The 21627-nt window shown below is 70.6% G+C and carries 20 protein-coding genes; 14 read left to right on the forward strand and 6 right to left on the reverse strand.

The annotated features are described in order from the left end of the window. The first annotated feature begins 6 nt into the window (after positions 1–6). Positions 7–774 carry a crotonase/enoyl-CoA hydratase family protein gene (locus ACFWYW_RS26175; protein WP_379614669.1) on the forward strand — a complete coding sequence of 256 codons (768 nt, stop codon included), beginning with the start codon at positions 7–9 and terminating at the stop codon, positions 772–774. Positions 775–873: 99 nt separating this feature from the next. Further along, positions 874–1482: a rhomboid family intramembrane serine protease gene (locus tag ACFWYW_RS26180; protein ID WP_379614667.1), complete on the forward strand. Its 609-nt coding sequence runs from the start codon at positions 874–876 to the stop codon at positions 1480–1482. On the opposite strand, the gene ACFWYW_RS26185 is transcribed toward ACFWYW_RS26180, so the two are convergent. Continuing rightward, positions 1479–2039, reverse strand: a complete 561-nt coding sequence (locus ACFWYW_RS26185; RefSeq protein ID WP_379614665.1) for a TIGR00645 family protein — start codon at positions 2037–2039, stop codon at positions 1479–1481. The two genes, ACFWYW_RS26180 and ACFWYW_RS26185, sit on opposite strands and share 4 nt — an antisense overlap. Before the next feature lie 140 nt (positions 2040–2179). On the opposite strand from ACFWYW_RS26185, the gene ACFWYW_RS26190 reads away from it, so the two are divergent. Then, positions 2180–2554: a BlaI/MecI/CopY family transcriptional regulator gene (locus tag ACFWYW_RS26190; RefSeq protein WP_379614663.1), complete on the forward strand. Its 375-nt coding sequence runs from the start codon at positions 2180–2182 to the stop codon at positions 2552–2554. On the opposite strand, the gene serC is transcribed toward ACFWYW_RS26190, so the two are convergent. Further along, positions 2533–3648, reverse strand: coding sequence for a phosphoserine transaminase (serC, locus tag ACFWYW_RS26195; protein WP_379614661.1), 1116 nt, complete (start codon positions 3646–3648; stop codon positions 2533–2535). The genes ACFWYW_RS26190 and serC overlap by 22 nt on opposite strands. A 104-nt stretch (positions 3649–3752) precedes the next feature. Further along, positions 3753–4859: a citrate synthase 2 gene (locus ACFWYW_RS26200; protein WP_379614659.1), complete on the reverse strand. Its 1107-nt coding sequence runs from the start codon at positions 4857–4859 to the stop codon at positions 3753–3755. Positions 4860–5013: 154 nt separating this feature from the next. Between ACFWYW_RS26200 and pdxH the strand changes: the two genes are divergently transcribed. From pdxH to ACFWYW_RS26235, 7 genes are all read left to right on the forward strand, one after another. After that, the gene (gene pdxH, locus ACFWYW_RS26205; RefSeq protein WP_379614657.1) at positions 5014–5655 is read left to right on the forward strand and encodes a pyridoxamine 5'-phosphate oxidase; all 642 of its coding nucleotides are present in this window, start codon (positions 5014–5016) and stop codon (positions 5653–5655) included. Between the two features lie 10 nt (positions 5656–5665). Next, complete coding sequence (locus tag ACFWYW_RS26210) at positions 5666–6907, forward strand: MFS transporter (RefSeq protein WP_379614655.1); 1242 nt, start codon at positions 5666–5668, stop codon at positions 6905–6907. Between the two features lie 144 nt (positions 6908–7051). Further along, positions 7052–7756 carry a metal-dependent transcriptional regulator gene (locus ACFWYW_RS26215; RefSeq protein ID WP_184958140.1) on the forward strand — a complete coding sequence of 235 codons (705 nt, stop codon included), beginning with the start codon at positions 7052–7054 and terminating at the stop codon, positions 7754–7756. Between the two features lie 123 nt (positions 7757–7879). After that, positions 7880–10099 (forward strand): SpoIIE family protein phosphatase, encoded by a 2220-nt coding sequence (locus tag ACFWYW_RS26220; RefSeq protein WP_379614654.1) that lies wholly within the window; start codon positions 7880–7882, stop codon positions 10097–10099. Between the two features lie 17 nt (positions 10100–10116). After that, positions 10117–10887 carry an alpha/beta fold hydrolase gene (locus tag ACFWYW_RS26225; protein WP_379614653.1) on the forward strand — a complete coding sequence of 257 codons (771 nt, stop codon included), beginning with the start codon at positions 10117–10119 and terminating at the stop codon, positions 10885–10887. Positions 10888–10980: 93 nt separating this feature from the next. After that, positions 10981–12759, forward strand: coding sequence for a hypothetical protein (locus tag ACFWYW_RS26230; RefSeq protein WP_379614651.1), 1779 nt, complete (start codon positions 10981–10983; stop codon positions 12757–12759). Continuing rightward, positions 12746–14173, forward strand: a complete 1428-nt coding sequence (locus tag ACFWYW_RS26235; protein WP_379614649.1) for a hypothetical protein — start codon at positions 12746–12748, stop codon at positions 14171–14173. Before ACFWYW_RS26230 ends, ACFWYW_RS26235 begins: the two co-directional genes overlap by 14 nt. Here ACFWYW_RS26235 and ACFWYW_RS26240 read toward each other — a convergent pair. Both ACFWYW_RS26240 and ACFWYW_RS26245 read right to left on the reverse strand, forming a co-directional pair. After that, positions 14139–14300 carry a hypothetical protein gene (locus ACFWYW_RS26240; protein WP_379614647.1) on the reverse strand — a complete coding sequence of 54 codons (162 nt, stop codon included), beginning with the start codon at positions 14298–14300 and terminating at the stop codon, positions 14139–14141. The genes ACFWYW_RS26235 and ACFWYW_RS26240 overlap by 35 nt on opposite strands. 26 nt (positions 14301–14326) lie before the next feature. Continuing rightward, positions 14327–15472, reverse strand: coding sequence for an acyl-CoA dehydrogenase family protein (locus ACFWYW_RS26245; RefSeq protein WP_379614645.1), 1146 nt, complete (start codon positions 15470–15472; stop codon positions 14327–14329). Between the two features lie 113 nt (positions 15473–15585). Between ACFWYW_RS26245 and ACFWYW_RS26250 the strand changes: the two genes are divergently transcribed. Further along, positions 15586–18192, forward strand: coding sequence for an AAA family ATPase (locus ACFWYW_RS26250; RefSeq protein ID WP_379614643.1), 2607 nt, complete (start codon positions 15586–15588; stop codon positions 18190–18192). Here ACFWYW_RS26250 and ACFWYW_RS26255 read toward each other — a convergent pair. After that, complete coding sequence (locus ACFWYW_RS26255; protein WP_379614641.1) at positions 18189–19163, reverse strand: nuclear transport factor 2 family protein; 975 nt, start codon at positions 19161–19163, stop codon at positions 18189–18191. The two genes, ACFWYW_RS26250 and ACFWYW_RS26255, sit on opposite strands and share 4 nt — an antisense overlap. A 202-nt stretch (positions 19164–19365) precedes the next feature. Between ACFWYW_RS26255 and ACFWYW_RS26260 the strand changes: the two genes are divergently transcribed. From ACFWYW_RS26260 to ACFWYW_RS26270, 3 genes are read left to right on the forward strand one after another with little or no spacing between them, the layout of a single operon-like run. Beyond that, positions 19366–20259: a hypothetical protein gene (locus ACFWYW_RS26260; protein WP_379614639.1), complete on the forward strand. Its 894-nt coding sequence runs from the start codon at positions 19366–19368 to the stop codon at positions 20257–20259. Positions 20260–20272: 13 nt separating this feature from the next. Further along, positions 20273–20806, forward strand: coding sequence for a hypothetical protein (locus ACFWYW_RS26265; RefSeq protein WP_379614637.1), 534 nt, complete (start codon positions 20273–20275; stop codon positions 20804–20806). Continuing rightward, positions 20806–21609: a class F sortase gene (locus ACFWYW_RS26270; protein ID WP_379614635.1), complete on the forward strand. Its 804-nt coding sequence runs from the start codon at positions 20806–20808 to the stop codon at positions 21607–21609. Before ACFWYW_RS26265 ends, ACFWYW_RS26270 begins: the two co-directional genes overlap by 1 nt. The last annotated feature ends 18 nt before the right edge of the window (positions 21610–21627 follow it).

Here is a 21627-nt window from a genome sequence, read left to right on the forward strand (position 1 = left end):
GGTCGCGTGTCTGACTCTGAGGTTCTCGTCGAGGAATCCGGCAACGTCGCCGTCATCACGATCAACCGGCCGCGGGCCCGCAACGCCGTCAACGGCGCGGTGGCCCGCGGCATCGCCGCGGCGCTGGACGAGCTCGACGCCCGCGCCGACATCTCGGCCTACGTCCTGACCGGGGCGGGCGGCACCTTCTGCGCGGGAATGGACCTCAAGGGCTTCCTGTCCGGCGACTTCCCGGTGGTCGAGGGCCGCGGCTTCGGCGGTCTGGCCGAGGCGCCGCCGAAGAAGCCGCTGGTCGCCGCCGTCGAGGGGTACGCGCTGGCCGGCGGGTTCGAGCTTGCGCTGTCCTGCGACGTGATCGTCGCCTCCGAGGAGGCCAAGTTCGGGCTGCCCGAGCCCAAGCGCGGCCTGGTGGCCGGCGCCGGCGGCGTCATGCGGCTGCCCCGCCGCATCCCCTACCACGTGGCCATGGAGATCGCCCTGACCGGCGACCACTACCCGGCCGCCCGCCTGTACGAGCTGGGCCTGGTCAACCGGATCACCCCGGCGGGCGGCGCCCTTGACACGGCGCTGGAGCTGGCCGGGAAGATCGCCGCGAACGCCCCGCTGGCGCTGGCGGCCACCAAGAAGGTGATCATCGAGTCGCAGGACTGGTCGCTGGAGGAGATGTTCACCAGGCAGGGCGCGATCGTCGGGCCGGTGTTCGGCTCGAAGGACGCGATGGAGGGCGCCGCGGCCTTCGCCGAGAAGCGCGCCCCCCACTGGAAGGGCGAGTAGCACAGAGGGCCCTCTCCGTTGAGAAGGGGGCCCTCTACGCATGCGTGGCGATTCCTGCGTACGGTAAAAGAGAAGTCAGTCGACCCCGCAGGAGCGCGCATGAACGGCCAGCCCGAAGGACGGTCCCGCTTCCGTGGCACGCTCGCCGAAGCCGCGGGTGCCGTGATCTTGCTTGTCGTGGCGGTCGCCGCCATGTGGGCCATCGAGGTCGCGGACTACGTCCTGCCGGCCAACCTCGACGACTACGGCATCGCCGGCTGGCAGCCCTCCGGTCTGGTCGGGATCCTGTTCGCGCCGTTCCTGCACGTGGGCTTCGGCCATCTGATGGCCAACTCGCTGCCGTTGCTCATCCTGGGCTTCCTGGCGGCGGTGCGCGGGCTGGGCCGGTTCGTGGCGGCCACCCTGCTGATCATCCTGATCGGCGGGCTCGGCACCTGGCTGACCACCCCGATCGGGACCGTCGCGGTGGGCGCCAGCGGCCTCATCTTCGGCTATTTCGGCTATGTGGTGGCCCGCGGGATCTTCGACCGCAGCATCCTCGACATCGTCATCGCGGTGGGCGTGGCGATCGCCTACTACTCGATGCTGCTCGGCGTGCTGCCGAACCAGCCCGGCATCTCCTGGCAGGGCCACCTGTTCGGCCTCATCGCCGGTGTGGTGTCGGCGTGGGTGCTGCGCCGGCGCCGCAACTCCCTCACCGCCTACTAGTGCACCAGGTCCTTGGTCCGCTCGGCGGGCGAGTGGGACAGCAGCCGGTCGATCCACGCCAGCCCGATCGCGGAGGCCACGAAGGCCAGGTGGATGAACGTCTGCCACATGATCTTGTTGTCGGGGATCCAGCGCGCCTGGATGAACGTCTGCAGCAGGTGCACCGACGAGATGCCGATGATCGCGGTGCCCAGCTTGACCTTGAGCACGTTGGCGTTGACGTGGGAGAGCCACTCGGGCTCGTCGGGGTGCCCGTTGAGGTTGATCCGTGAGACGAACGTCTCATAGCCGCCGACGATGACCATGATGAGCAGGTTGGAGATCATCACGACGTCGATCAGCGCGAGCACGGAGAGCATGACGATGACCTCCATGCTCGGCGGCTCGCCCTCGGTCAGCTTGGAGAAGCTCGCCGCGACCGGCGAATGGCCGGGATCGCCGGTGGCGACCGTCTGGATCAGGTGCCACAACTCGACCAGGAACTGCCACACGTAGACGCCCTGCGCCACGATCAGCCCCAGGTAGAGCGGCAACTGGAGCCAGCGGCTGGCGAACATCAGGTACCCCAGGCCCAACGGCCGTGTGGGATGGGACGTCACTCCGGTCAACCCCCGTCACGTGCGTGCGTTCTCGCACAACTTTACGGAATCTCGACATCACTGGTCGCCGCGGGGGTTTTCCGGCAAGAATGTTTCCTGTGGCAACCCTGGGATCCCTGGAACGCGCGATCATGGACGTGTTGTGGGACGCCCGTAAACCGCTGCTCGTCAGGGAAGTCCTGGCCAGGCTGAACAAGGACAGGGCGCTGGCCTACACCACCGTTCAGACCGTGGCCGAGCGGTTGCTGAAGAAAGGGTTGCTGGTGCGCACGCCGTACCGTAACGCCTTCAGGTACGCGGCCGTGCACAGCAGGGACGAGCACGTCACCAGGCTGATGCTCGAAGCCCTCTCGGCCAGCACCGACAGGCTGCCGGTGCTGGCGCGCTTCGCGCAGAGCGTCGAGGACGCCGACGCCCTCGCCCTGCTGGAGGAACTGGCCAGGCGGACGGGTCAGAGGCGCTCGACCACGTAGTCGACGCAGGTCGTCAGCGCCTCGATGTCGGCCGGGTCGATGGCGGGGAACATCGCCACGCGCAGCTGGTTGCGGCCGAGCTTGCGGTAGGGCTCGGTGTCGACGATGCCGTTGGCGCGCAGCGTCTTGGCGACCGCGGCGGCGTCGACGTCGTCGCTGAAGTCGATGGTGCCGACGACCTGCGAGCGGAACTCGGGCGCGGCGAACGGCGTCGCGAAGGAGGACTTCTCCGCCCACGTGTACAGGCGCTGGGACGAGTCGGCGGTGCGGGCGGTGGTCCAGGCCAGGCCGCCGTTGGCGTTCATCCACTCGATCTGGTCGGCCAGCAGGAACAGCGTGGCCACCGACGGGGTGTTGTAGGTCTGGTCCTTCGCCGAGTTGTCGATGGCGACCGGCAGGCTGAAGAACTCGGGCACGTAGCGGCCGGAGGCGGCGATCTCCTCGACGCGGGCCAGCGCGCGCGGCGACATGATCGCGATCCACAGGCCGCCGTCGGAGGCGAAGCTCTTCTGCGGGGCGAAGTAGTAGACGTCGGTCTCGGCGATGTCGACGGGCAGCCCGCCGGCGCCGGAGGTGGCGTCGACCAGCACCAGCGAGTCGTCGGAGCCGACCCGCCCGATCGGCATCGCGACGCCGGTCGAGGTCTCGTTGTGCGTCAGGGCGTAGACGTCGACGCCCTCTTCGAGCACGGCCTCCGGGTGGGTGCCGACCTCGGACTTGATGATCGTCGGGTCGCCGAGCCAGGGCGCCTTGCTGACGACGGCGCCGAACTTGGAGGAGAACTCGCCGAACGACAGGTGCTGCGATCTCTCGCGCACCAGGCCGAAGGCGGCGATGTCCCAGAACGCGGTGGTGCCGCCGTTGCCCAGCACGACCTGATAGCCCTCGGGCAGCGAGAACAGGTCCGCGAGGCCGGAGCGCACGCGGCCGACCAGGCTCTTGACCGGCTTCTGGCGGTGGGAGGTCCCCATGACGCTCGCTCCGGCGGAGGCGAGCGCGGCCAGCTGCTCGGGACGAACCTTCGAGGGCCCGCAGCCGAAACGGCCGTCGGCGGGCTTGATGTCAGCGGGAATCACGATGTCAGCCACCTGCATAAGCGTACTGAGCCGTGACGGATGGCTTGGCCCGGGTCCGGGATTTGAGACGTTCCGAAGGCCTGACGTACGGCTGCCACGGCGGCAGCCGTACGAAGCAGGCTTCAGATGAGGCCGGCGACCTCGGAGGCTCCGGGCACGTCGCTCAGGGGGCGGGTGGCCGGGCCGGTGTAGTTCGCGCTGGGGCGGACGAGCCTGCCCGTGCGCTTCTGCTCCAGGATGTGCGCGGCCCAACCGGCCGTGCGGGCGCAGGTGAACATGGAGGTGAACATGTGCGAGGGCACCTCGGCGAAGTCGAGGACGACAGCGGCCCAGTACTCCACGTTGGTGGCCAGAACCCGGTCGGGCTTGCGGGCGTGCAGCTCTTCGAGCGCCGCCGTCTCCAGCGCCTGCGCGACCTCGTAGCGGGGCGCGTCGAGCTCCTTGGCGGTACGGCGCAGCACCCGCGCACGCGGGTCCTCGGCACGGTAGACGCGGTGACCGAAGCCCATGAGGCGGTTGCCCTTGTCCAGCTCGCTCTGGACGTACTTCTTGGCGTCGCCGAGCTGCTCGACGCCTTCGATCATGTGCAGCACGCGGGCGGGGGCGCCACCGTGCAGGGGACCGGACATGGCGCCCACGGCGCCGGAGAGAGCGGCGGCCACGTCGGCGCCCGTGGAGGCGATGACGCGGGCGGTGAACGTGGAGGCGTTCATGCCGTGCTCGGCGGCGGAGGTCCAGTAGGCGTCGATGGCCTTGACGTGCTTGGGATCAGGTTCGCCGCGCCAGCGGACCATGAACCGTTCGACGATGGTCTTCGCCTCGTCGACGCGGCTCTGCGGCACCATCGGCAGGCCGAGGCCGCGCGCCGACTGCGCCACGAAGGAGAGGGCCATGACGGAGGCGCGGGCGAGGTCGTCGCGTGCCTGGTCGTCATCGATGTCGAGCAGCGCCTTGAAGCCATAGGCGGGAGCCAGCATGGCCAGGGCGCTCTGTACGTCTACGCGGATGTCACCGGAGTGAACGGGGATCGGGTACGGCTCCGCCGGGGGTAGACCCGGCTGGAACTTGTTGTCGACCAGCAGGCCCCAAACGTGCCCGAACGGGACACGGCCGACCAGCTCCTCGATGTCGACGCCCCGGTATCGAAGGGCGCCCCCCTCTTTGTCCGGTTCCGCGATCTCGGTCTCGAAAGCTACTACGCCTTCGAGGCCGGGTTTGAAGTCGGACATTCTCGGCCGCCTCCCTTTCTTGATGTCGAGATACCGGCGCGTCAATTTAACCCCCTGCCGTCCAGTGCTTCGTCTTCGGGCACGCCGAAACGCAATCACCGCTGGTGGGGGCGGTTGTGTGGGATCGCCACCAAGCGCGCAAGAATACCGTCTCGTGGATGCCACCTCGCTGTCAGGGCTGCGCCGCTCGTACGAAGGCGAGCCCCTGCTGGAAGCCAACGTCGCCGCCGACCCCATCGCCCAGTTCACCGTCTGGTTCCAGGAGGCGCTCGACGCCGGCCTGCCCGAGCCCAACGCCATGGTCGTCGCCACCGCCTCTGCGGGCGGGCGGCCAAGCGCCCGAACGGTCCTGCTCAAGGGCTACGACGAGGACGGTTTCGTCTTCTTCACCAACTACGAGTCCCGCAAGGGCCGCGACCTGGCCGAGAACCCGCGCGCGTCGCTGCTGTTCCCCTGGCACCCGATCCGCCGCCAGGTGCGCGTCGAGGGCTCCGTCGTACGGCTGTCGCACGAGCGCTCGGCCGAATACTTCAAGTCCCGCCCGTACGGCTCCCGCATAGGCGCCTGGGCCTCCAGGCAGTCGGCCGTGGTCCGATCCAGGGAGGATCTGGACCGGCGCTACGACGAACTGGCCGCCCGCTGGCCGGAGGATCCGCCGGTGCCCGACTTCTGGGGCGGCTATCTGGTGGTGCCCAGCGAGATGGAGTTCTGGCAGGGCCAGCTGGACCGTCTGCACGACCGGCTCCGCTACCGGCGCGCGCACCCCGGCTGGGAGCTGGAGAGACTTGCCCCTTAATGTGCCTTAGGTGGCATTCGGGGATTTGATCAAAAGGTACCTTGTCGACACCCGGCCACTGCAGGTCCCCGCCTACCGGCGGCTTTGGATCGGCCAGACCGTCTCCCACGTCGGTCTGGGCGTGACCGTGGTGGCCGCGAGCCAGCAGGTGTGGGTGCTCACCCACTCCTCCCTCTGGGTCGGCTTCCTCAGCCTCGCCAACCTCGTTCCCCTCGTCGTCTTCGGTCTGTGGGGCGGCGCCGTCGCCGACGCCATGGACCGGCGCAAGCTGCTGCTGATCGGCTCGCTCATCGCCTGGGCGAGCACCCTGCTCATCCTCCTGCAGGCCCTGCTGGACCTGCGCAACGTCTACCTGCTCCTGGGCCTGATGGCGGTCAACGCGACGGGCTTCGCCATCACCTCGCCCACCAGGGGCGCCATCATCCCGAGGATCCTGCCACCGGAGCGCGTACCGGCGGCCAACGCCCTGCAGTCGCTCGTCTTCAGCGTGGGCGCGGTCGCCGGGCCGATGCTGGCCGGCGTGGTGATGGCCGCCTCCGGGTTCGCGGCCGCGTACGCGATCGACGCGGTGTTGTTCAGCGCCGGGCTCTACGCCGCGATCAAGCTGCCGCCGCTGCCGCCCGTCGGCGAGGTCACCCGGCCCGGCGCGCGGGCCGTCCTGGACGGGCTGCGCTACATCCTGGTCACGCCGGTGCTGCTCATGTCGTTCGTCGTGGACATCATCGCGATGGTGTTCGCGCTGCCCAGGGCGCTGTTCCCCGAGCTGGCCGCCACCCGGTTCGGCGGCTCGGAGCTGGCGCTCGGCTGGCTCAACGCGGCCATGGCGCTCGGGTCGTTCGCCGGCGCGCTGTTCTCCGGCTGGGTCGGCCGGGTCAGCAGGCAGGGGCTCGCGCTCGTCGTCGTCATCGCCCTCTGGGGCCTGTCGGTCGCGGCCGCCGGGCTGGCGCAGTCGCTCTGGCTGGTGGTGGTGTTCCTGGCGCTGGGCGGGGCGGCCGACGTGGTGTCGTCGGTGTGGCGGCAGTCGATCCTGCAGCTCTACGCGCCCGACGAGATGCGCGGCAGGCTGCAGGGCGTCTTCATGGTGGTGGTCGCCGGCGGGCCGCGGCTGGGTGACGTGCGCGCCGGGGCGACCGCGACGGTGTTCGGGCTGGCCGGGGCCTGGATCGGCGGCGGTCTCGCGTGCGCGGTGGCGGTGTTGCTGGTGGGGCTGGCGGTGCCCGGATTCAGGAACTACCGCTCGCAACGGCGGTGATCGGGAAGGAACCGGGCCGCACTATTGTTCCCGTCCTTTGCCATCGTCGGTCGATCTCCCAATAGGGTTCCCTTTGACCTCTGTGCCCGCCGCGGACGGGCTCAGTCCCCGCCGGACCGGCGTAGCATCAAGATGGGAGGAGCCTTGACCGCACACGGCCTGATCGACACCACGGAGATGTATCTCCGCACGATCTACGAACTCGAAGAGGAGGGCATCGTCCCTCTTCGCGCCCGCATCGCCGAGCGGCTCCAGCAGAGCGGCCCGACAGTGAGCCAGACCGTCGCCCGGATGGAACGTGACGGCCTGGTGAAAGTCGAAGGCGATCGCCACCTCGCCATGACCGACCTCGGCCGGACCCTGGCCACGCGCGTCATGCGCAAGCACCGTCTCGCCGAATGTCTGCTGACCCAGGTCATCGGGCTGCCGTGGGAGGAGGTGCACATCGAGGCCTGCCGCTGGGAACACGTCATGTCGGAGTCGGTGGAGAGCCGCCTGGTCACGCTGCTCGACAACCCCACGGTCTGCCCGCACGGCAACCCCATCCCCGGGCTGGCCGAGCTTGGCGCGCACGAAGCGGATGAAGCAGCAGATAAGCCCCTGGAGGCCATGGCCGATCTTGCCGGACCCCGCGATATGGCGGTTGTCGTGCGGCGAATTAGCGAACAAGTGCAAAGCGATCCCGCTGTGATGCTTAAACTCAAGCAAGTTGGGATACAACCCGGACGCGAGGTGACGCTCGCGGCGAGCGACGACGGTGTGCGGGTGACAGGTGACGGAGACGCGAACGGAACTCCCGCGGAACTTCCGCGTGAGGTTGCCGCGCACGTTTTCGTCTCCAGGCGCTGACGCGCGAGCTTCTGCTTGGTTGAATCCCTCAAGGGAGAACCCTCCACTCCCCCCGGCCATGACTGTTGCAGGAGCGCCCGTGGTTCGCTTTTCGCATAAGCCTCCCCGAGGAGTGGTCTCCGGATGAAGCGATGGGGGGATCTGTCACCAGACGCGGCTGATCATTTGGCAGCCGGGTCGGTGCTGGATCACGCGGAGATGGCCGTCGTCGTGACGGACAGGTTCAGCAACCTGCTCTACTGGAACCCCTTCGCGGAGAAGCTGTTCGGCCGCCCCGGCAAGTCGTCGAGCAGGGAGACGTCCGTCCTGTCCCTCGGGATCATGGAGAAGGACCACCCGCTCGCGATCGAGCTGGCCAAGCACGTGCTCAAGGGTGGCGTGTGGGAGGGCACCTTCGACGTACGGCGCGGCGACGGCACCATCGTCTACGTCCGGGCGCAGGCGGTGCCGCTGCGCCACCCGTCCGGCTCGGTGACCGGCATCGTCATCACCGCCCGCGAGGCCCTGCGCAGCAACGAGCGCGAGAAGGACCGCTTCGGCCTGCTGGAGCGCATCGGCGAACGGCTGGCCGGCTCCCTCTACGTCGAGGAGACGCTGAAGCGGGTCGCCGAGATGCTGGTCCCGCAGTTCGCCGACCACTGCTTCATCGAGCTGATGGAGGGCGAGCGCCTGGTGCGCCGCGTCTCCCAGCACGTGCAGGGCTGGACCCCGCCGCCGGGCACGTGGAAGCCGGTGGGCGCGGAGATCCGCTACCCCTCCGGCCACTACGCCGACACCGCGATGCGCCGCCAGGAGACGATCCTGGTCGAGGACTTCGCCACCAGCAGCTTCCCCGCTCCCCACGAGGGCAGCGCCCAGCTGTGCGGCGAGGTCGGCATGACCTCCGCCATCGTCGCCCCGCTGTGCGTGCGCGGGGAGACGCTCGGCCTGATGTACCTGGGGCTGTCCAACCTCACCGACCGCCGCAGCCCCCACTACGACGCCTTCGACCGCGACTTCGTCGGGGCCATCGCCACCCGCGTCGCGCTCGCGATCGACAACGCGCTGCTGTTCGAGGAGGAGCGGCACACCGCCGAGTCCTTCCAGAAGCACCTGCTGCCGCGCGCGCTGCCGCAGCTCGACGGCCTGGAGATCGCCGTCCGCTACTACCCGGCGGCCCCGCTGGCCTCCCACGGCCAGGGCATCCAGACCCAGGTGGGCGGCGACTGGTACGACGTGATCCCGCTGTCGGCGGGCCGGGTCGGCATCGTCATCGGCGACGTCGAGGGCCGGGGCGCCAAGGCCGCGGCCATCATGGGCCAGCTGCGCGCCGCGCTGCGCGCCTTCGCCCAGGACGACAAGTCGCCCGCCGACATCCTGGCCAGGCTCGACGAGTGGACCCGCATCATCGCCACCCCCGAGCAGGACGACAACGGCACCGAGGTGAGCATCCCGCCGATCGTCACCTGCCAGTACCTCGTCTACGACGCGTGGTCGCGTCAGCTGTCCTTCGCCAACGCCGGCCACGCGCCGCCGCTGCTGCTGGTCGACGGCCAGTGCCTGGAGATGGACATCGAGGAGGTCGGCCAGCCGCTCGGAGTGCGGGCCAAGAACCTGCACGCCGACCTGGTCTACAAGGAGGAGACCCGCACGCTGCCGCCCGGCGCCGCGCTGCTGCTCTACACCGACGGGCTCGTCGATCGCCGCCCCACTCGCGACGGCCGCGTCCCGACCGACGAGGAGACGCTGGGAATCCTCTGCGAGAAGCTGGCCAAGGCCACCGGCGACGACGTCGAGCGGGTCGCCGACGCCGCCACGGTCGCGGTGCCCGGCGAGATCGACGACGACATGGCGATCCTGGTGCTGCGCTCCAGCGACATCGACCTGGACGTCGAGGAACGCACGTTCCCCGCGCAGCCGATCATGGTCGGCGAAGCGCGGCGGATGGCCGCCGAGGCCTTCACCGGCTGGAACGTGCCCGAAGAGCGCGCCGAGCTGGCCTGCCTGCTGGTCTCGGAAGTCGTCACGAACGTGGTGCTGCACGCGGCCACCGCGAGCGTGCCGCGCCGGGAGTTGGTGGTCGAGGGGCCGCCGCTGCCGTTCGAGGAGTCCTGGGACGTACCGTTCGAGGACGAGGTCATGGGCGACAAGGAGTTCACGCTCCGGCTGCGCAGGGGCGAGGAGTCGGTCTGGGTCGAGGTGTTCGACCAGGACCTGCGCCTGCCGCGCATCCGCAGCGCGGGCGAGAACGACGAGGGCGGGCGCGGCCTCTACCTGGTCGACCAGCTCGCCAAGCGGTGGGGCTCACGCCCGACCAGGGAAGGCAAAGCGGTCTGGTTCGAGATTCCCACGCGCAGCCGCTGAGTGGTTGACTCGTCGGCATGGAGCTGGCCTTCGAACGCCGTGGCGCGGGCGCGCCGCTGATCCTCATCCACGGCATCGGGCACCACTGGCAGGCCTGGTTGCCGGTGCTCGACCGGCTCGCCGCCGCTCACGACGTGATCGCGATCGACCTGCCCGGCTTCGGGGTCTCGCCGGGGTTGCCGGACGGCACGCCGTACACCGCCGAGTCGCTCGCGGACGCCGTGGAGTCCTTCTGCGCGCTGATGGGGGTGCGCGAGCCGCACGTCGCGGGCAACTCGCTCGGGGGCTACATCGCGCTGGAGCTGGCTTCGCGCGGAGTCGTCCGTACGGCTGCCGCCCTCTCGCCGGCCGGCTTCTGGTCGCGCCCGGAGCTGGTGTGGTGCCAGACGGCGCTGCGCGCGCTGCGTTCGACGGCCCGGTCGCTGCCGTACGAGCAGGCGGCCAGGGCGGCGGAGAACCCGCTCGGCCGGGCGATGTCGGCGGGCCTGCTGGTCGCCCACCCGTCGCGGCTGACGCCGACCGCGCTGATGGCGGCCACGCAGGCGCTGGCCGGGGCGGCCGGGTTCGACGAGACGCTGGAGTCGTTCACCAACCTCATGCCGCCCGCTCCGCCCAAGACGCCGATCACGATCGCGTGGGGCGAGCACGACCGGCTGCTCCCGCGCCGGCAGGCGGTGCGCGCGGCCAAGTGGTCGGGGCAGCGGGTGAAGCTGCTCAAGGGCTGCGGGCACCTGCCGATGAGCGACGACCCCGGCCTGGTGGCCCGCGTCATCCTCGAGTCCTGCTGAAACAAGCGCGCTTTCCTGACTCGGCTCGTAAACTGAGGGTGATCACTCGGGGACGCACGCCTGACGAGCCGGCAGGACGTGATGGCGCACTTCGTGGACGATTCCTGGCGACACCTGGTCATGGACGACTGCCTGCTGCGCGAAGGCGAGCAGGAGCTGCCGATCGTGGTGCTGCTCGGCCCGCCGGGCACGGGCAAGGGCGCGCTGGCCTCGGACCTCCGTGACAGCGTGGCGGTGGAGCCCGCGTCACCGGGTGTCCGGGTGAGTCTGCGCGATCAGGACGACGAGCATCTGCCGGTGTCGCGGATCGTCGCGCGTGTGGCCCACGGGCTGATGCGGAGTTCCCGCGTGAAGTTGCCCAGGGTCGTGTTCACCCTGCACGTGCTGGCGTTGCGGCCGGGTGAGCGCCCGGACCACGAGGTGGAGGCGGAGCTCGACCGGCTGGTCGACGGCACGGCGCCCAATCCGCCGGAGTTCCTGGGCCCGCTGCGCGAGCTGCTCGGGCTGGTTCCGCGGGTCGGGCCGTTTCTGGCGGTCGGCGTGTCGTTGCTCGGGCTGACGCTGGGGCGCGAGCGGATCGCGGTCAGGCAGCTCAACCGCAAGGGCAGGACGTGGCTGACCGCGCAGCTTCCCGAGGGCAACCTGGTGACCCTGGCCAGACAGCACCAGCGCGGGGGCGCCGACCTGGCGGGTGCGCCCGCGCTGGTCCTGTGCCAGGCGCTCCTCGCCGACCTGCGCGAGGAGTACGCCAGGCCGGGACGGCATCCGCGCAACTGCCTGCTGGTGCTGGAGGGCGCCGAGACCGTGGGCGGCCGGGCGTTCCTCAAGGCGCTCAGGCCGGCCAAGGGCGACGACCCGCTGGTGGTCGTGGCGACCGCGCGATCCTGGGTGCCGGTCGGCGGCGCGTGGGCGCGGCCCGGCCTGGGCACGGCCGGCAGGCCGCAACCGCCCACGCTGCCCGAGGCCGGCCACTCCGGCTGGCTCGCCCACCGGGCCGAAGGCGAGGACCGGTGGTGGTATCCGGTGCTGATGCCGCCGCTGCCCGCGCTGGAGAGCGGGCGGCGCTACGCCGGCGCGATCGACCGGCTCACCGGCGGGCACCGGCAGACCGCCCTGGAACTGCTCGACTGGGCCGGATCGGCGCCCGACGACGACGCGTTCCGCTCGATCCTTCACCAGAAGGAGGCGCTGCGCTGGCCCGGGTGGCTGCACCTGCCGGACCGCGACCACCTGTCCGGCTGGGCGGCGGCGCGGCACGTGGAGGACGCGGAGAACGCGCTCAGCGCCCGGCCGAACCTGCGCGACCGGCTGGCCGACGCCCTCTGGCTGACGCACGACCGCGAGCTGGGCACGGTCATCCACCCCTGGCTGAGGCGGCTGCTGCTGCACCGGCTCAGCCAGGAGCAGTGGGACCAGGCGCACGAACTGCTGGAGTCCTTCCGCCGCGACCGGGAGGCGGAAGGCTTCTACCACGCCCTGGCCCGCGTACGGCCCGGCGACGCCGGAGGGCACCTGGCCCGCGTGACCGCCTGGCTGGACGGGCGGTTCGACGAGCTCGACGGGCGGGGCAAGCTGCCGGAGTGGATCGCCGAGTTCAACCTGGTGACCACGGCTCCGAGCCGGCTGCCGCTTGAGCAGGACCTGGAGGACCTGTACGACTCGCTGGTGACCGGCTCGGCGAAGGGGCCCGGCGACTGGAGGGCGCGGATCAGGACCCTGGTCGTGGACCGCTGGTTCTGGAACGACCCCCTCCTCGACCCCTCGGGACGGCGGCGCGCGGACATCGCGTACGGCCTGATGGAGCTGCGCGATCGCTCGAAGGCGAGCAAGTCCGTGCTGAAGCGGGAGGCGGACCGGTATGTCACGTCCTGATCGGGTCCTGAAGTCCTTCACCCGGGCGCGGCGCCGGCGGCGGATCGTCCTGGTGGCCTCGATCGCGGCGCTGGCGCTGGTGGCGGGCGTGGTGGTGAGCATCGTGCTGCGGACCGCGCCGCTGACCGACGATCCCGGCGCGTTCGGCGAGGACCTGACCGAGGTGATGGAGCGCATCCGGCTGGAGAACGCCGAGGTCGAGAAGAGGCATCCGGCCGCGCACGTCACGATCGTCGCGCTGCTGCCGATGTCGGGGGAGGTGCCGGAGATCTCGATGTCGCGCCAGACCATCCGGCACGGGTTGCAGGGCATCCATCTGGCCCAGCTCTGGCGTAACCGGCTGGAGCAGTCGCCCCCGTACATCAAGGTGCTGGTGGGGAGCAACGGACCGGACGACTGGGCGGCGACCTTCGCCGACCTCGAACGGCGGGCGGTGGGCGAGCGCATCGTGGCCGTGACCGGGCTGGGCGCGAGTACGGAGAGCACGCGCAAGTCGGTCGCCGACCTGAGCGAGCGGTATTACGGGATGTCCGCGGCGGTGATCACCTCCGACGAGTTCGGGCCGTTCAAGGGGCTGGCCAGGGTCGCGCCGCTCAACCGCGACCAGGCCCAGGCGGTGCTGCGGCTGGCCAGGCACACCAACCCGGTTCTGAAGGCGATCGTGGTCAAGGACAGGAACCGGGGCGACAGCTACACCAAGACGCTCGGCGACCACTTCACCCGGGAGCTGGAGGACAAGGAGCTGGAGGAGACGCTCACGTTCGACGCGGGGGCCGGCTCGCCGGGCACGGTGCTGGGGCTCAACGCTGAGCGGATCTGCACCTCGGCGGCCAACACGGTCCTGTACGCGGGCCGCGCGGACCACCTGCCGGCGCTGATGGCCGGGCTGAGCCGGCACGCGAAGTGCGCCGACCGCGGCATCACGGTGATCAGCGGCGACGACGTGGCCGAGCTGACCGGGCCGGTCAAGCAGCCGATGTGGGGCGATCAGGCGATCCGGCTCTTCTACACCGCGCTGGCGCACTCCCAGGGGGTCACGCAGCCGGCCGGGCCGGTCATCGACGACATGAAGAAGCGCTTCGGTGATGGGAGCCCGACCGCCTACCGCGCTCTCTATCCCAAGGAGTCGCTGGACGACGGCATGGCCATCGTGCACCACGACGCCATGTACCTGGCGATCAGGGCGGTGGAGAAGTTCGCCGGGGAACTGCCGACCGCGCGGGACATCGCCAGCGTGCTGACCAGCGGCACGCTGACGCTTGCGGGCGCCAGCGGGCCGTTCACGATCGGCGACGGCGGCGACCCGGTGGGCAAGAACATCCCGATACTGCAGCTCGGGCCGGACGGCAGCGCGACGTTCTCCCGCTGGGCCGACCCGGCTAGCGCATCGTCTGTCCCCAGACCAGGAGCATGACGATGATGAAGACCAGCATGACGCCGACGTAGCCGACGGGGCCCAGCCGTAAGGAGCGCCGGACACGGTTGAGACCCCAGGCGAACAGCAACGCCAGGAAAACCAGGAGGATCAGGCCGCCGTCCATAGGGCCAGTATGGCCAATTTTTCTGCTTAAAAGCCGAAAGAGCGGCCGATGATCTCCTTCATGATTTCGGTGGTCCCGCCGTAGATCGTCTGCACGCGGCTGTCCAGCCACGCCTTGGCCACCGGGTACTCCATCATGTAGCCGTAGCCGCCGTGCAACTGCAGGCAGCGGTCGATGACCTTGTTCTGCAGCTCGGTCGTCCACCACTTGGCCTTGGCCGCGTCGACGACCGAGAGCTCCTTCTTGTTGAGCGCCAGCACGCACTTGTCCACGTAGTGGCGGGCGATCTCGACCTCGGTGGCCAGCTCGGCCAGCACGAACCGGGTGTTCTGGAACTTGCCGATGTTGCGGCCGAACGCCTGGCGGTTCTTGCAGTACTCGATCGTCATCTCCAGTACGGCTTCCGCCGCCCCCACCGCCACCACCGCGATCGACAGGCGTTCCTGCGGCAGGTTGTTCATCAGCTGGAAGAAGCCCTCGCCCTCGTTCGGGCCGAGCCGGTTGGACACCGGCACCCGGACGTTGTCGAAGAACAACTCGGCGGTGTCCTGCGCCTTGAGCCCGACCTTCTCCAGGTTGCGGCCCCGGCTGAAGCCGTCCATGCCGCGTTCGACGACGAGCAGCGTGGTGCCGCGGGCGCCCTCGTCCGGATCGGTCTTGGCGACGATGACGACCAGGTCGGAGTTGATGCCGTTGGTGATGAACGTCTTCTGGCCGTTGACGACGTAGTGGTCGCCGTCGCGGATCGCGGTCGTGCGGATGCCCTGAAGGTCGCTGCCGGCTCCCGGCTCGGTCATGGCGATCGCGGTGATCAGCTCGCCGCTGACGAAGCCGGGCAGCCAGCGCTGCTTCTGCTCCTCGTCGGTCAGCTCCACCAGGTAGGGCGCCACGACGTCGTTGTGCAGGCCCCAGCCGAGGCCGGACGCGCCGGTCCTGATGATCTCCTCGGTGATGATCGCGTTGTAGCGGAAGTCGGTGATGCCGGCGCCGCCGTACTCCTCGGGGACGGCGAAGCCGAACATGCCGATCTCCCCGGCCTTCTTCCAGACCTCCCGGGGGACGATGCCGTCCTTCTCCCACTGGTCGTGGTGGGGGAGGACCTCGCGGGTCATGAACTCGCGGACGGTCTCCTGGAAGAGCAGGTGCTCGTCGTCGAAGAGGTCTCGCTGCATGTGTTCGCCTCCAACTCGGATGGATGGGCAACAGAATACGATTCTGTTACTCGGAGGTATACCCGCTTTCCCACCGTACGGGGCGGCAATGGGGCCCCGGTAGATTCATCCCCATGTTGCATGGCCGGGGGGATGAACAGACGGCCGTCGAGCGGCTGCTGGACTCGGCCCGCGACGGCGACAGCGGGGTCCTGGTGATCCGCGGCGAGCCAGGCGCCGGCAAGTCCGCGCTGCTCCGGCATGCCGCCGAGCGGGCCGGAGACCTGCGGACCCTGCGCGGGGCCGGTGTGGAGTCCGAGGCCGAGCTGCCGTTCGCCGCACTTCACCTGCTGTTGCGCGGCGAACTCGGCCGCCTGGACGCGCTGCCGCAGGCTCAGGCCGAGGCGCTGCGGGGCGCGCTGGGGCTGGGCGCGCTCGCTCCCGAGAACCGCTTCCTCGTCGGGCTGGCCGTGCTCAGCCTGCTCGCCGAGATCGCCGGGGACGGCTCGCTGCTCTGCGTCGTCGACGACGCGCAGTGGGTCGACCAGGCCTCACTCGACGCGCTCGTCTTCGCCGCCCGGCGGCTCGACGCCGAGGGCATCGCGCTGATCTTCGCCACCCGGGACGCCGCCGAGCCCGCCGGGCTGCCCGAACTCGTGCTGCGCGGCGTCGACCGCGCCGCCGCCACGGCGCTCCTGCCCGCCGACCTTGCGCCCGCCGTGCGCGAGCGCATTCTCGACGAGGCCGACGGCAACCCGCTGGCCCTGCTCGAACTGCCCGCCGTCCTCACCCCCGAGCAGCGGGCCGGCCGACTGGCCCCCTACACCAAGATCCCGGTCACCAGCCGGGTCCGGCAGGCGTTCCTGGGGCAGATCAACGCGCTGCCGGAGGCCGCCCAGCTCGTGCTGGCCGTGCTCGCCGCCGACGACACCGGCTCGCTGGGCGTGGTGTTGCGCGCCTGTGAGGAGTTCGGGGCGGGGATCGAAGACCTGGAGAGCGCGCGGCGGGCCCGGCTCGTCGAGGTCGCCGGGCAGGAGGTGAGCTTCCGCCACCCGCTGATCCGGCCCACGGCCTATCAGAACGTGCCGCTGACGACGGCGCCGGCCGTACACCGGGCGCTGGCGGGTGCGCTCAACGGGCGCGAGCACGCCGACCGCCGGGCGTGGCACCTCGCGGCCGCGACGGCCGCGCCCGACGAGGACGTGGCCGCCGAGCTGGTGCGGGTCGCCGAGCGCGCGCAGACGCGCGCGGGCTATGCCGCCATGGCCGCCGCCTACGAGCGCGCCGCCGAGCTCACTCCCGACCCCGACCTCCGTTCGGTACGGCTGGCCGCCGCGGCAGTGGCCGCCAGCGACGGCGGCCGGTTCGAGCACGCCGACCGGCTGGCCGACCGGGCCAGCGGCATCGGCGACCCGCTCGCGCTCGCCCACCTGCTCCAGGTACGCGCGCACGTGCACGTGCAGCAGGGTGCCTATGCCGAGGCGGCCCGGGTGATCGTCGCGGGTGCCGGGCGGATCGCGCAGCTCGATCCCGAACGGGCCGCCTACCTGTATCTGGAGGCGATCCGCTGCGCGTGGTTCGGTACCGCGGCCGAGCCGGCGCTGCGGGCGGCGGAGCTGATGCCGCCGGTGGACGTGCCGCTGGTGGGCGGGGCGCTCGGAGTGGCGGCGATGATGGGCGGGGAGGTGCCGAAGGCGGTGGCGCTCATGGAACGCCTGCTGGTCGATCCCGATATTTCTGGACTGGGGATTCCGGGGCGGCTCTTCCTCGCGCAGGTGGCGCTGGCGGCCGGACGGCCCTCGCTGGCCGATGAGGTCGCCGCGCGGGCCGTCGCCGACTGCCGGGCGCGGGGGATGGACGGCTGGCTGATCGTCGGGCTGAACGCGCGGATGCAGGCCCTGGCCTGCCTCGGGCGCTACCAGGACATGATCGAGGCGCGGGAGGACGGCACGCCGCTGGTCGGCGACCCCGCGCTGCTGGACGGGCCGCTCGCGTTCGCCCACGCGGAGCTCGGGGACGAGGAACGCGGGCGGAGCGGGGGCGGTGCCTTGGGGGCGTGGGCTCTGGGGCGGCTGGAGCTGGCGCTCGGCCGGCCGGAGGCGGCGCTGAAGGCGATGGAGCCGGTGGCCGGTGCGGCTTATGCGCCGTTCTCCCTCTTCATGCTGCCGGACCGGGTCGAGGCCGCGCTGCGGGTCCGTGACACGGCGACGGCCGAGATGCTGGCGGGGCGGTACACGGAGTGGGCGCAGGCCGTGGGGCTGCCGTCCGCGCTGGCCGTCGCCGCCCGGTGCGCCGCGCTGGTCGCCGATGACGAGGAGCGGTTCGCGCTGGCCGTACAGCTGCATGAGGGGGGTGAGCAGCCGCAGGAGGAGGCGCGCACGCGGCTGCTCTACGGCGAGTGGCTGCGGCGGGCGCGCCGGCGGGCCGAGGCGCGCACGCAGCTGCGGGGGGCTTTGGCGGCCTTCGACGGGCTGGGGATGAGCCTGTGGGCCGAGCGGGCGCGGGCCGAACTGCGGCTCACGGGCGACGTCCCCGCGGCGCCGCGCCGCGCCGACGATCCGCTGAGCGTCCTGACCGCCCAAGAGCGCCAGGTGGTACGGCTGGCCGCCACCGGCGCCTCGAACCGGGACATCGCCGCCCAGCTGTACCTGAGCCCCAGAACGGTCGGATATCACCTGTACAAGGCGTATCCGAAGCTGGGGATCGCCGCCAGGTCGGAGCTGGCGGCGCTGGTCGGCTAGGGCCTGAGCAGGCCGTAGAGGGCGTTGATCTTGGCCTGGTCGGCGATGATCGGGAGCTGGTCGAAGCTGAGCTGCCAGTTCGTCGTGACGCCCCACCGGTCGTCGAGCCGCTCGATGATGCCGAAGCTCATCTTCTGGCCGTGCTTGGGGGTGACCGTGCCGTACCACTCTACGTATGTGGAATTGCCCGCTCTTACTGCCTGGCCGGGCTTCAGTTGGAGTTCGCCGATCTGGGCGAAGAACGCGTTCAGGTAGGCCTGCTTGCCCTGGGTCGTCCTGAGCGCGCGGTCTTCCAGGCCCGTGCCCTTGAGCGGCGCGCCGGTGAGCGGGGCGAGGAGGGCGGCGGCGTCCTTGCGGTTCCACGCCTGGCCGCGGGCCACGAGCGCGTCCGGACTGATGGCGGGCCTGCGGCCCGTCTCGGCGGGGCCGGTGTCGGTCACGCCGGCGAACAGGTTGCGGACGGTGGGGTCGAGCTTGGTGAACCACGTGTACCGGTCGTAGTAGCGGCGGCCCTGGACCACCTTGCCGTCGTCGGCCATCAGGACGCGGTAGACGGCCGGGTAGGAGATCGCGTGGCCCTTGATCGTGACCTCGTTGGCCGCCTCGAACATCACCGCGGCGCCGTCCACGCCGATCCGCGTGCCGTGGAAACGGAAGTCGGGGGCGAGGGTGAGCGACCTGGTGATCGCCCTTTCGATCTCCGCCAGCCCCTTGGCCGGGGGCAGTTCGGCGGCGGCCGGCTCCCAGAGGGTGGCGTCCTTATCCCAGATGTCCAGATAAAGCGGGACTCGCGAGAGGGCGTCGGGTGCCTCCTTGCCGAACGCGACCTGCCGCTTGATGAAGCTACAGGCGTTGGGGGAGACCCAGCCGATCGCGGTGCCGCACTCGTCGGGGGTGACCTGGGCTTGGGCCGGGGCGCTCAGCAGTCCCACCGCCAGCATCGCCCCGGCCAGCATCGCCGTCTTCCTCATCGCCGTCTCCTTCTGTTCCGCCCGGCCCATCCGGCCCTGGCGACGTCGAAATTACGGAGATCGGTGAACGCCTGAATCTGTCATCGTGACGGTAGTGACACGGCTTCATCACAAGTCACGGCCACTGCGACATATGGCCGCTTTCTCGGTCGTTCCAGCCCTAAGATCTACCCTTGGTCTACCTGGGTGATCGGAGTGACCCGTGAGTCGATGGCGCGTACCGGCGGTCGCCTCCTTCGCAGGCTTAGCAGCCATCGGGCTGTTCATCCTGCCCGCTGAGGCCGAGACCGCCAGCATCCCCGTGAACTACCTCTGCACGGGTGGAATCGCCGACCAGCGCGGGCCCGTCAACCTCAAGGTCGATGTCACGGCCCCCACGACGCTGCGGGTGGGCGGCCAGCTCCGGGTCAACTGGTCGCTCGCGTACGACGGGCAGACCGGCAGGTTCTCCTCGCCGGGCTACTTCGGGGCGGGCTCGACCCTTCACGTGAACTCGACGGCCACCCTCGGCGGCTCCTGGGCCGGCGCGCTCGAAGCCGCCGGATCCGAGGAGCAGAAGGAGCTCAAGCCGTGGGACCCGCTGGCGCTGCCCAAGGCCGCCTCCAGCGAGGCGCACCTGACCCAGCCGGGCACGCTCACGATCACCCCGTCGACGATGACCGTCGACTTCCTGCCAGCCGCCGCTGAAGCCGTGACGGTGAACGACGACGACACGCAGGTCAAGTACGCGCCCGCCGGCGCGTGGGCGCACAAGAACTCGACCCCGGTCCGCTACAAGGACCACGACCGGGACGTCCACCGCACCACCGACGCCGACGCGTCCGCGAGCTTCACCTTCACCGGGACCGGCGTCGAGTACTACGGCCGCCGCCACTGGAACAGCGCCAAGGTCAAGGTCTACCTCGACCCCTCCGGACCGGAGCCGGAGAAGCAGGTGGCGACCGTGGACCCGACCCTTGACGACGACGGCACGCCGACCAACCGCATCGAGGGCAACACCCTCCTGTGGGAGAGCGAGAAGGTCCCCGTACGGCCAGCACACCGTCCGCATCGCGCACGCCGGGAACACGGCCGCGGCGCCCGAGCTCGAAGGTGAGCCGGAGGATGGCGTGGACGCGAAGGCCGAAGCCCAGGCCGCGGTCAAGCCGATCTTCGTGGACGCCTTCAAGGCCCTCCTGGACCCGGAGGAGATTCCGGCGGGCTTCCACCGCGCCACCTGCCGGGTGACCAATCGGCCGGCGCCGTCGCTGAAGGTCGTGGTCCAGGGCGGCACCACCACCTCACCGACGCCGACGCCTACGCCGACGCCGACCGGCACCAACAGGCCCACCAACACCCCGACGACCACGCCGCCGAACAACAACGGCGACAACAACCAGGACCCGTGGCATGTCGGTGTGGTGCCTGGCGCCGTCAAGACCCCGACGACCCGTGCCTCCGCCTCGCCGACCACGACCCGCTTCATCAAGGCCCAGGTGGTCAAGACGCCCAAGGGCGGGGTGGACACGGGTGAGGCGCCCGTGGAGGCGACGGGCGGGCCGTACGGGCTGATCGCGGGTGGTTCGGCCCTGCTGCTGGTCAGCGCGACGGGCGGCTTGCTGGTACGGCGGCGCCGCGCCGCGCACGCCGGAGGAGCGAAGTGATGAGTGAGCGGAAGAAAGCCATGAACCGGGCCCTGCCCGGACTGCTGGTCGCCGGCTCGCTGGCCGGCGTGGTCGCGGTGACCGTGGGCGTGCTGCAGCTGGCCCCGAGGGTGGAAGGCGGCCCCGGCGGCGTCCTGGCCGGAGCCGCCGGCCCCCGCGAGGCCGGGACCGGCGAGCAGCCGACCCCGATCGAGATCCAGAACGCCGGCGCCTTCATGCTGTCCCCGACCGTGGGCCCGGGCGGTAAGGACACCCCGCTGACCCCGGCCAGGCTGGAGGCCCCGCCGCCGCTGGCCGCCGTTCCGACCGTGGCGCCCATCCCGCCGGCGAAAAAGGCGGCGAAGAAGGCCCGGCCGACGCGGATCAAGATCCCCAAGATCAAGGTGAACGCCCCGATCGGCGCCGTGGCCCTCGACTCCAAGGGCGCCCTGGGCGTCCCGTCCCTGGCGAAGCCGAACCTGACCGGCTGGTACCGCGACAGCCCCGTCCCCGGCGGCATCGGCCCGTCGATCATCAACGGCCACGTGAACACCCGCAAGGGCCCCGCGGTCTTCAACCGCCTCGCGGAGCTGACCAAGGGCGACCCCATCTACGTGTACCGCTCCGACGGCAAGGTGACCCGCTTCACGGTGAGCGGCATCGAGCAGGTCAGCAAGTCCACGTTCCCGACGAACCGCGTGTACGGCAACACCTCCGACGCCCAGCTCCGCCTGGTGACGTGCGGCGGCGTCTACAACAAGTCGGCCCACAGCTACGCCGACAACGTCATCGTGTATGCGACCCTGTCCAAGAAGAAGGGTTGACCGGTTCTTGGTTCCGGT

Source organism: Nonomuraea sp. NPDC059023 (assembly GCF_042740095.1).
In the GTDB taxonomy this organism is placed as follows: domain Bacteria; phylum Actinomycetota; class Actinomycetes; order Streptosporangiales; family Streptosporangiaceae; genus Nonomuraea.

Bases quoted from the DNA above. Each gene is read 5' to 3' on its own strand.
- ACFWYW_RS26225 (WP_379614653.1), top strand. From the start codon at position 10,117: ATGGAGCTGGCCTTCGAACGCCGTGGCGCGGGCGCGCCGCTGATCCTC.
- ACFWYW_RS26180 (WP_379614667.1), top strand. From the start codon at position 874: ATGAACGGCCAGCCCGAAGGACGGTCCCGCTTCCGTGGCACGCTCGCC.
- ACFWYW_RS26250 (WP_379614643.1), top strand. From the start codon at position 15,586: ATGTTGCATGGCCGGGGGGATGAACAGACGGCCGTCGAGCGGCTGCTG.
- ACFWYW_RS26220 (WP_379614654.1), top strand. From the start codon at position 7,880: ATGAAGCGATGGGGGGATCTGTCACCAGACGCGGCTGATCATTTGGCA.
- ACFWYW_RS26185 (WP_379614665.1), bottom strand. From the start codon at position 2,039: ATGTTCGCCAGCCGCTGGCTCCAGTTGCCGCTCTACCTGGGGCTGATC.
- ACFWYW_RS26245 (WP_379614645.1), bottom strand. From the start codon at position 15,472: ATGCAGCGAGACCTCTTCGACGACGAGCACCTGCTCTTCCAGGAGACC.
- ACFWYW_RS26235 (WP_379614649.1), top strand. From the start codon at position 12,746: ATGTCACGTCCTGATCGGGTCCTGAAGTCCTTCACCCGGGCGCGGCGC.
- ACFWYW_RS26270 (WP_379614635.1), top strand. From the start codon at position 20,806: ATGAGTGAGCGGAAGAAAGCCATGAACCGGGCCCTGCCCGGACTGCTG.
- ACFWYW_RS26240 (WP_379614647.1), bottom strand. From the start codon at position 14,300: ATGGACGGCGGCCTGATCCTCCTGGTTTTCCTGGCGTTGCTGTTCGCC.
- ACFWYW_RS26255 (WP_379614641.1), bottom strand. From the start codon at position 19,163: ATGAGGAAGACGGCGATGCTGGCCGGGGCGATGCTGGCGGTGGGACTG.
- serC (WP_379614661.1), bottom strand. From the start codon at position 3,648: ATGCAGGTGGCTGACATCGTGATTCCCGCTGACATCAAGCCCGCCGAC.
- ACFWYW_RS26200 (WP_379614659.1), bottom strand. From the start codon at position 4,859: ATGTCCGACTTCAAACCCGGCCTCGAAGGCGTAGTAGCTTTCGAGACC.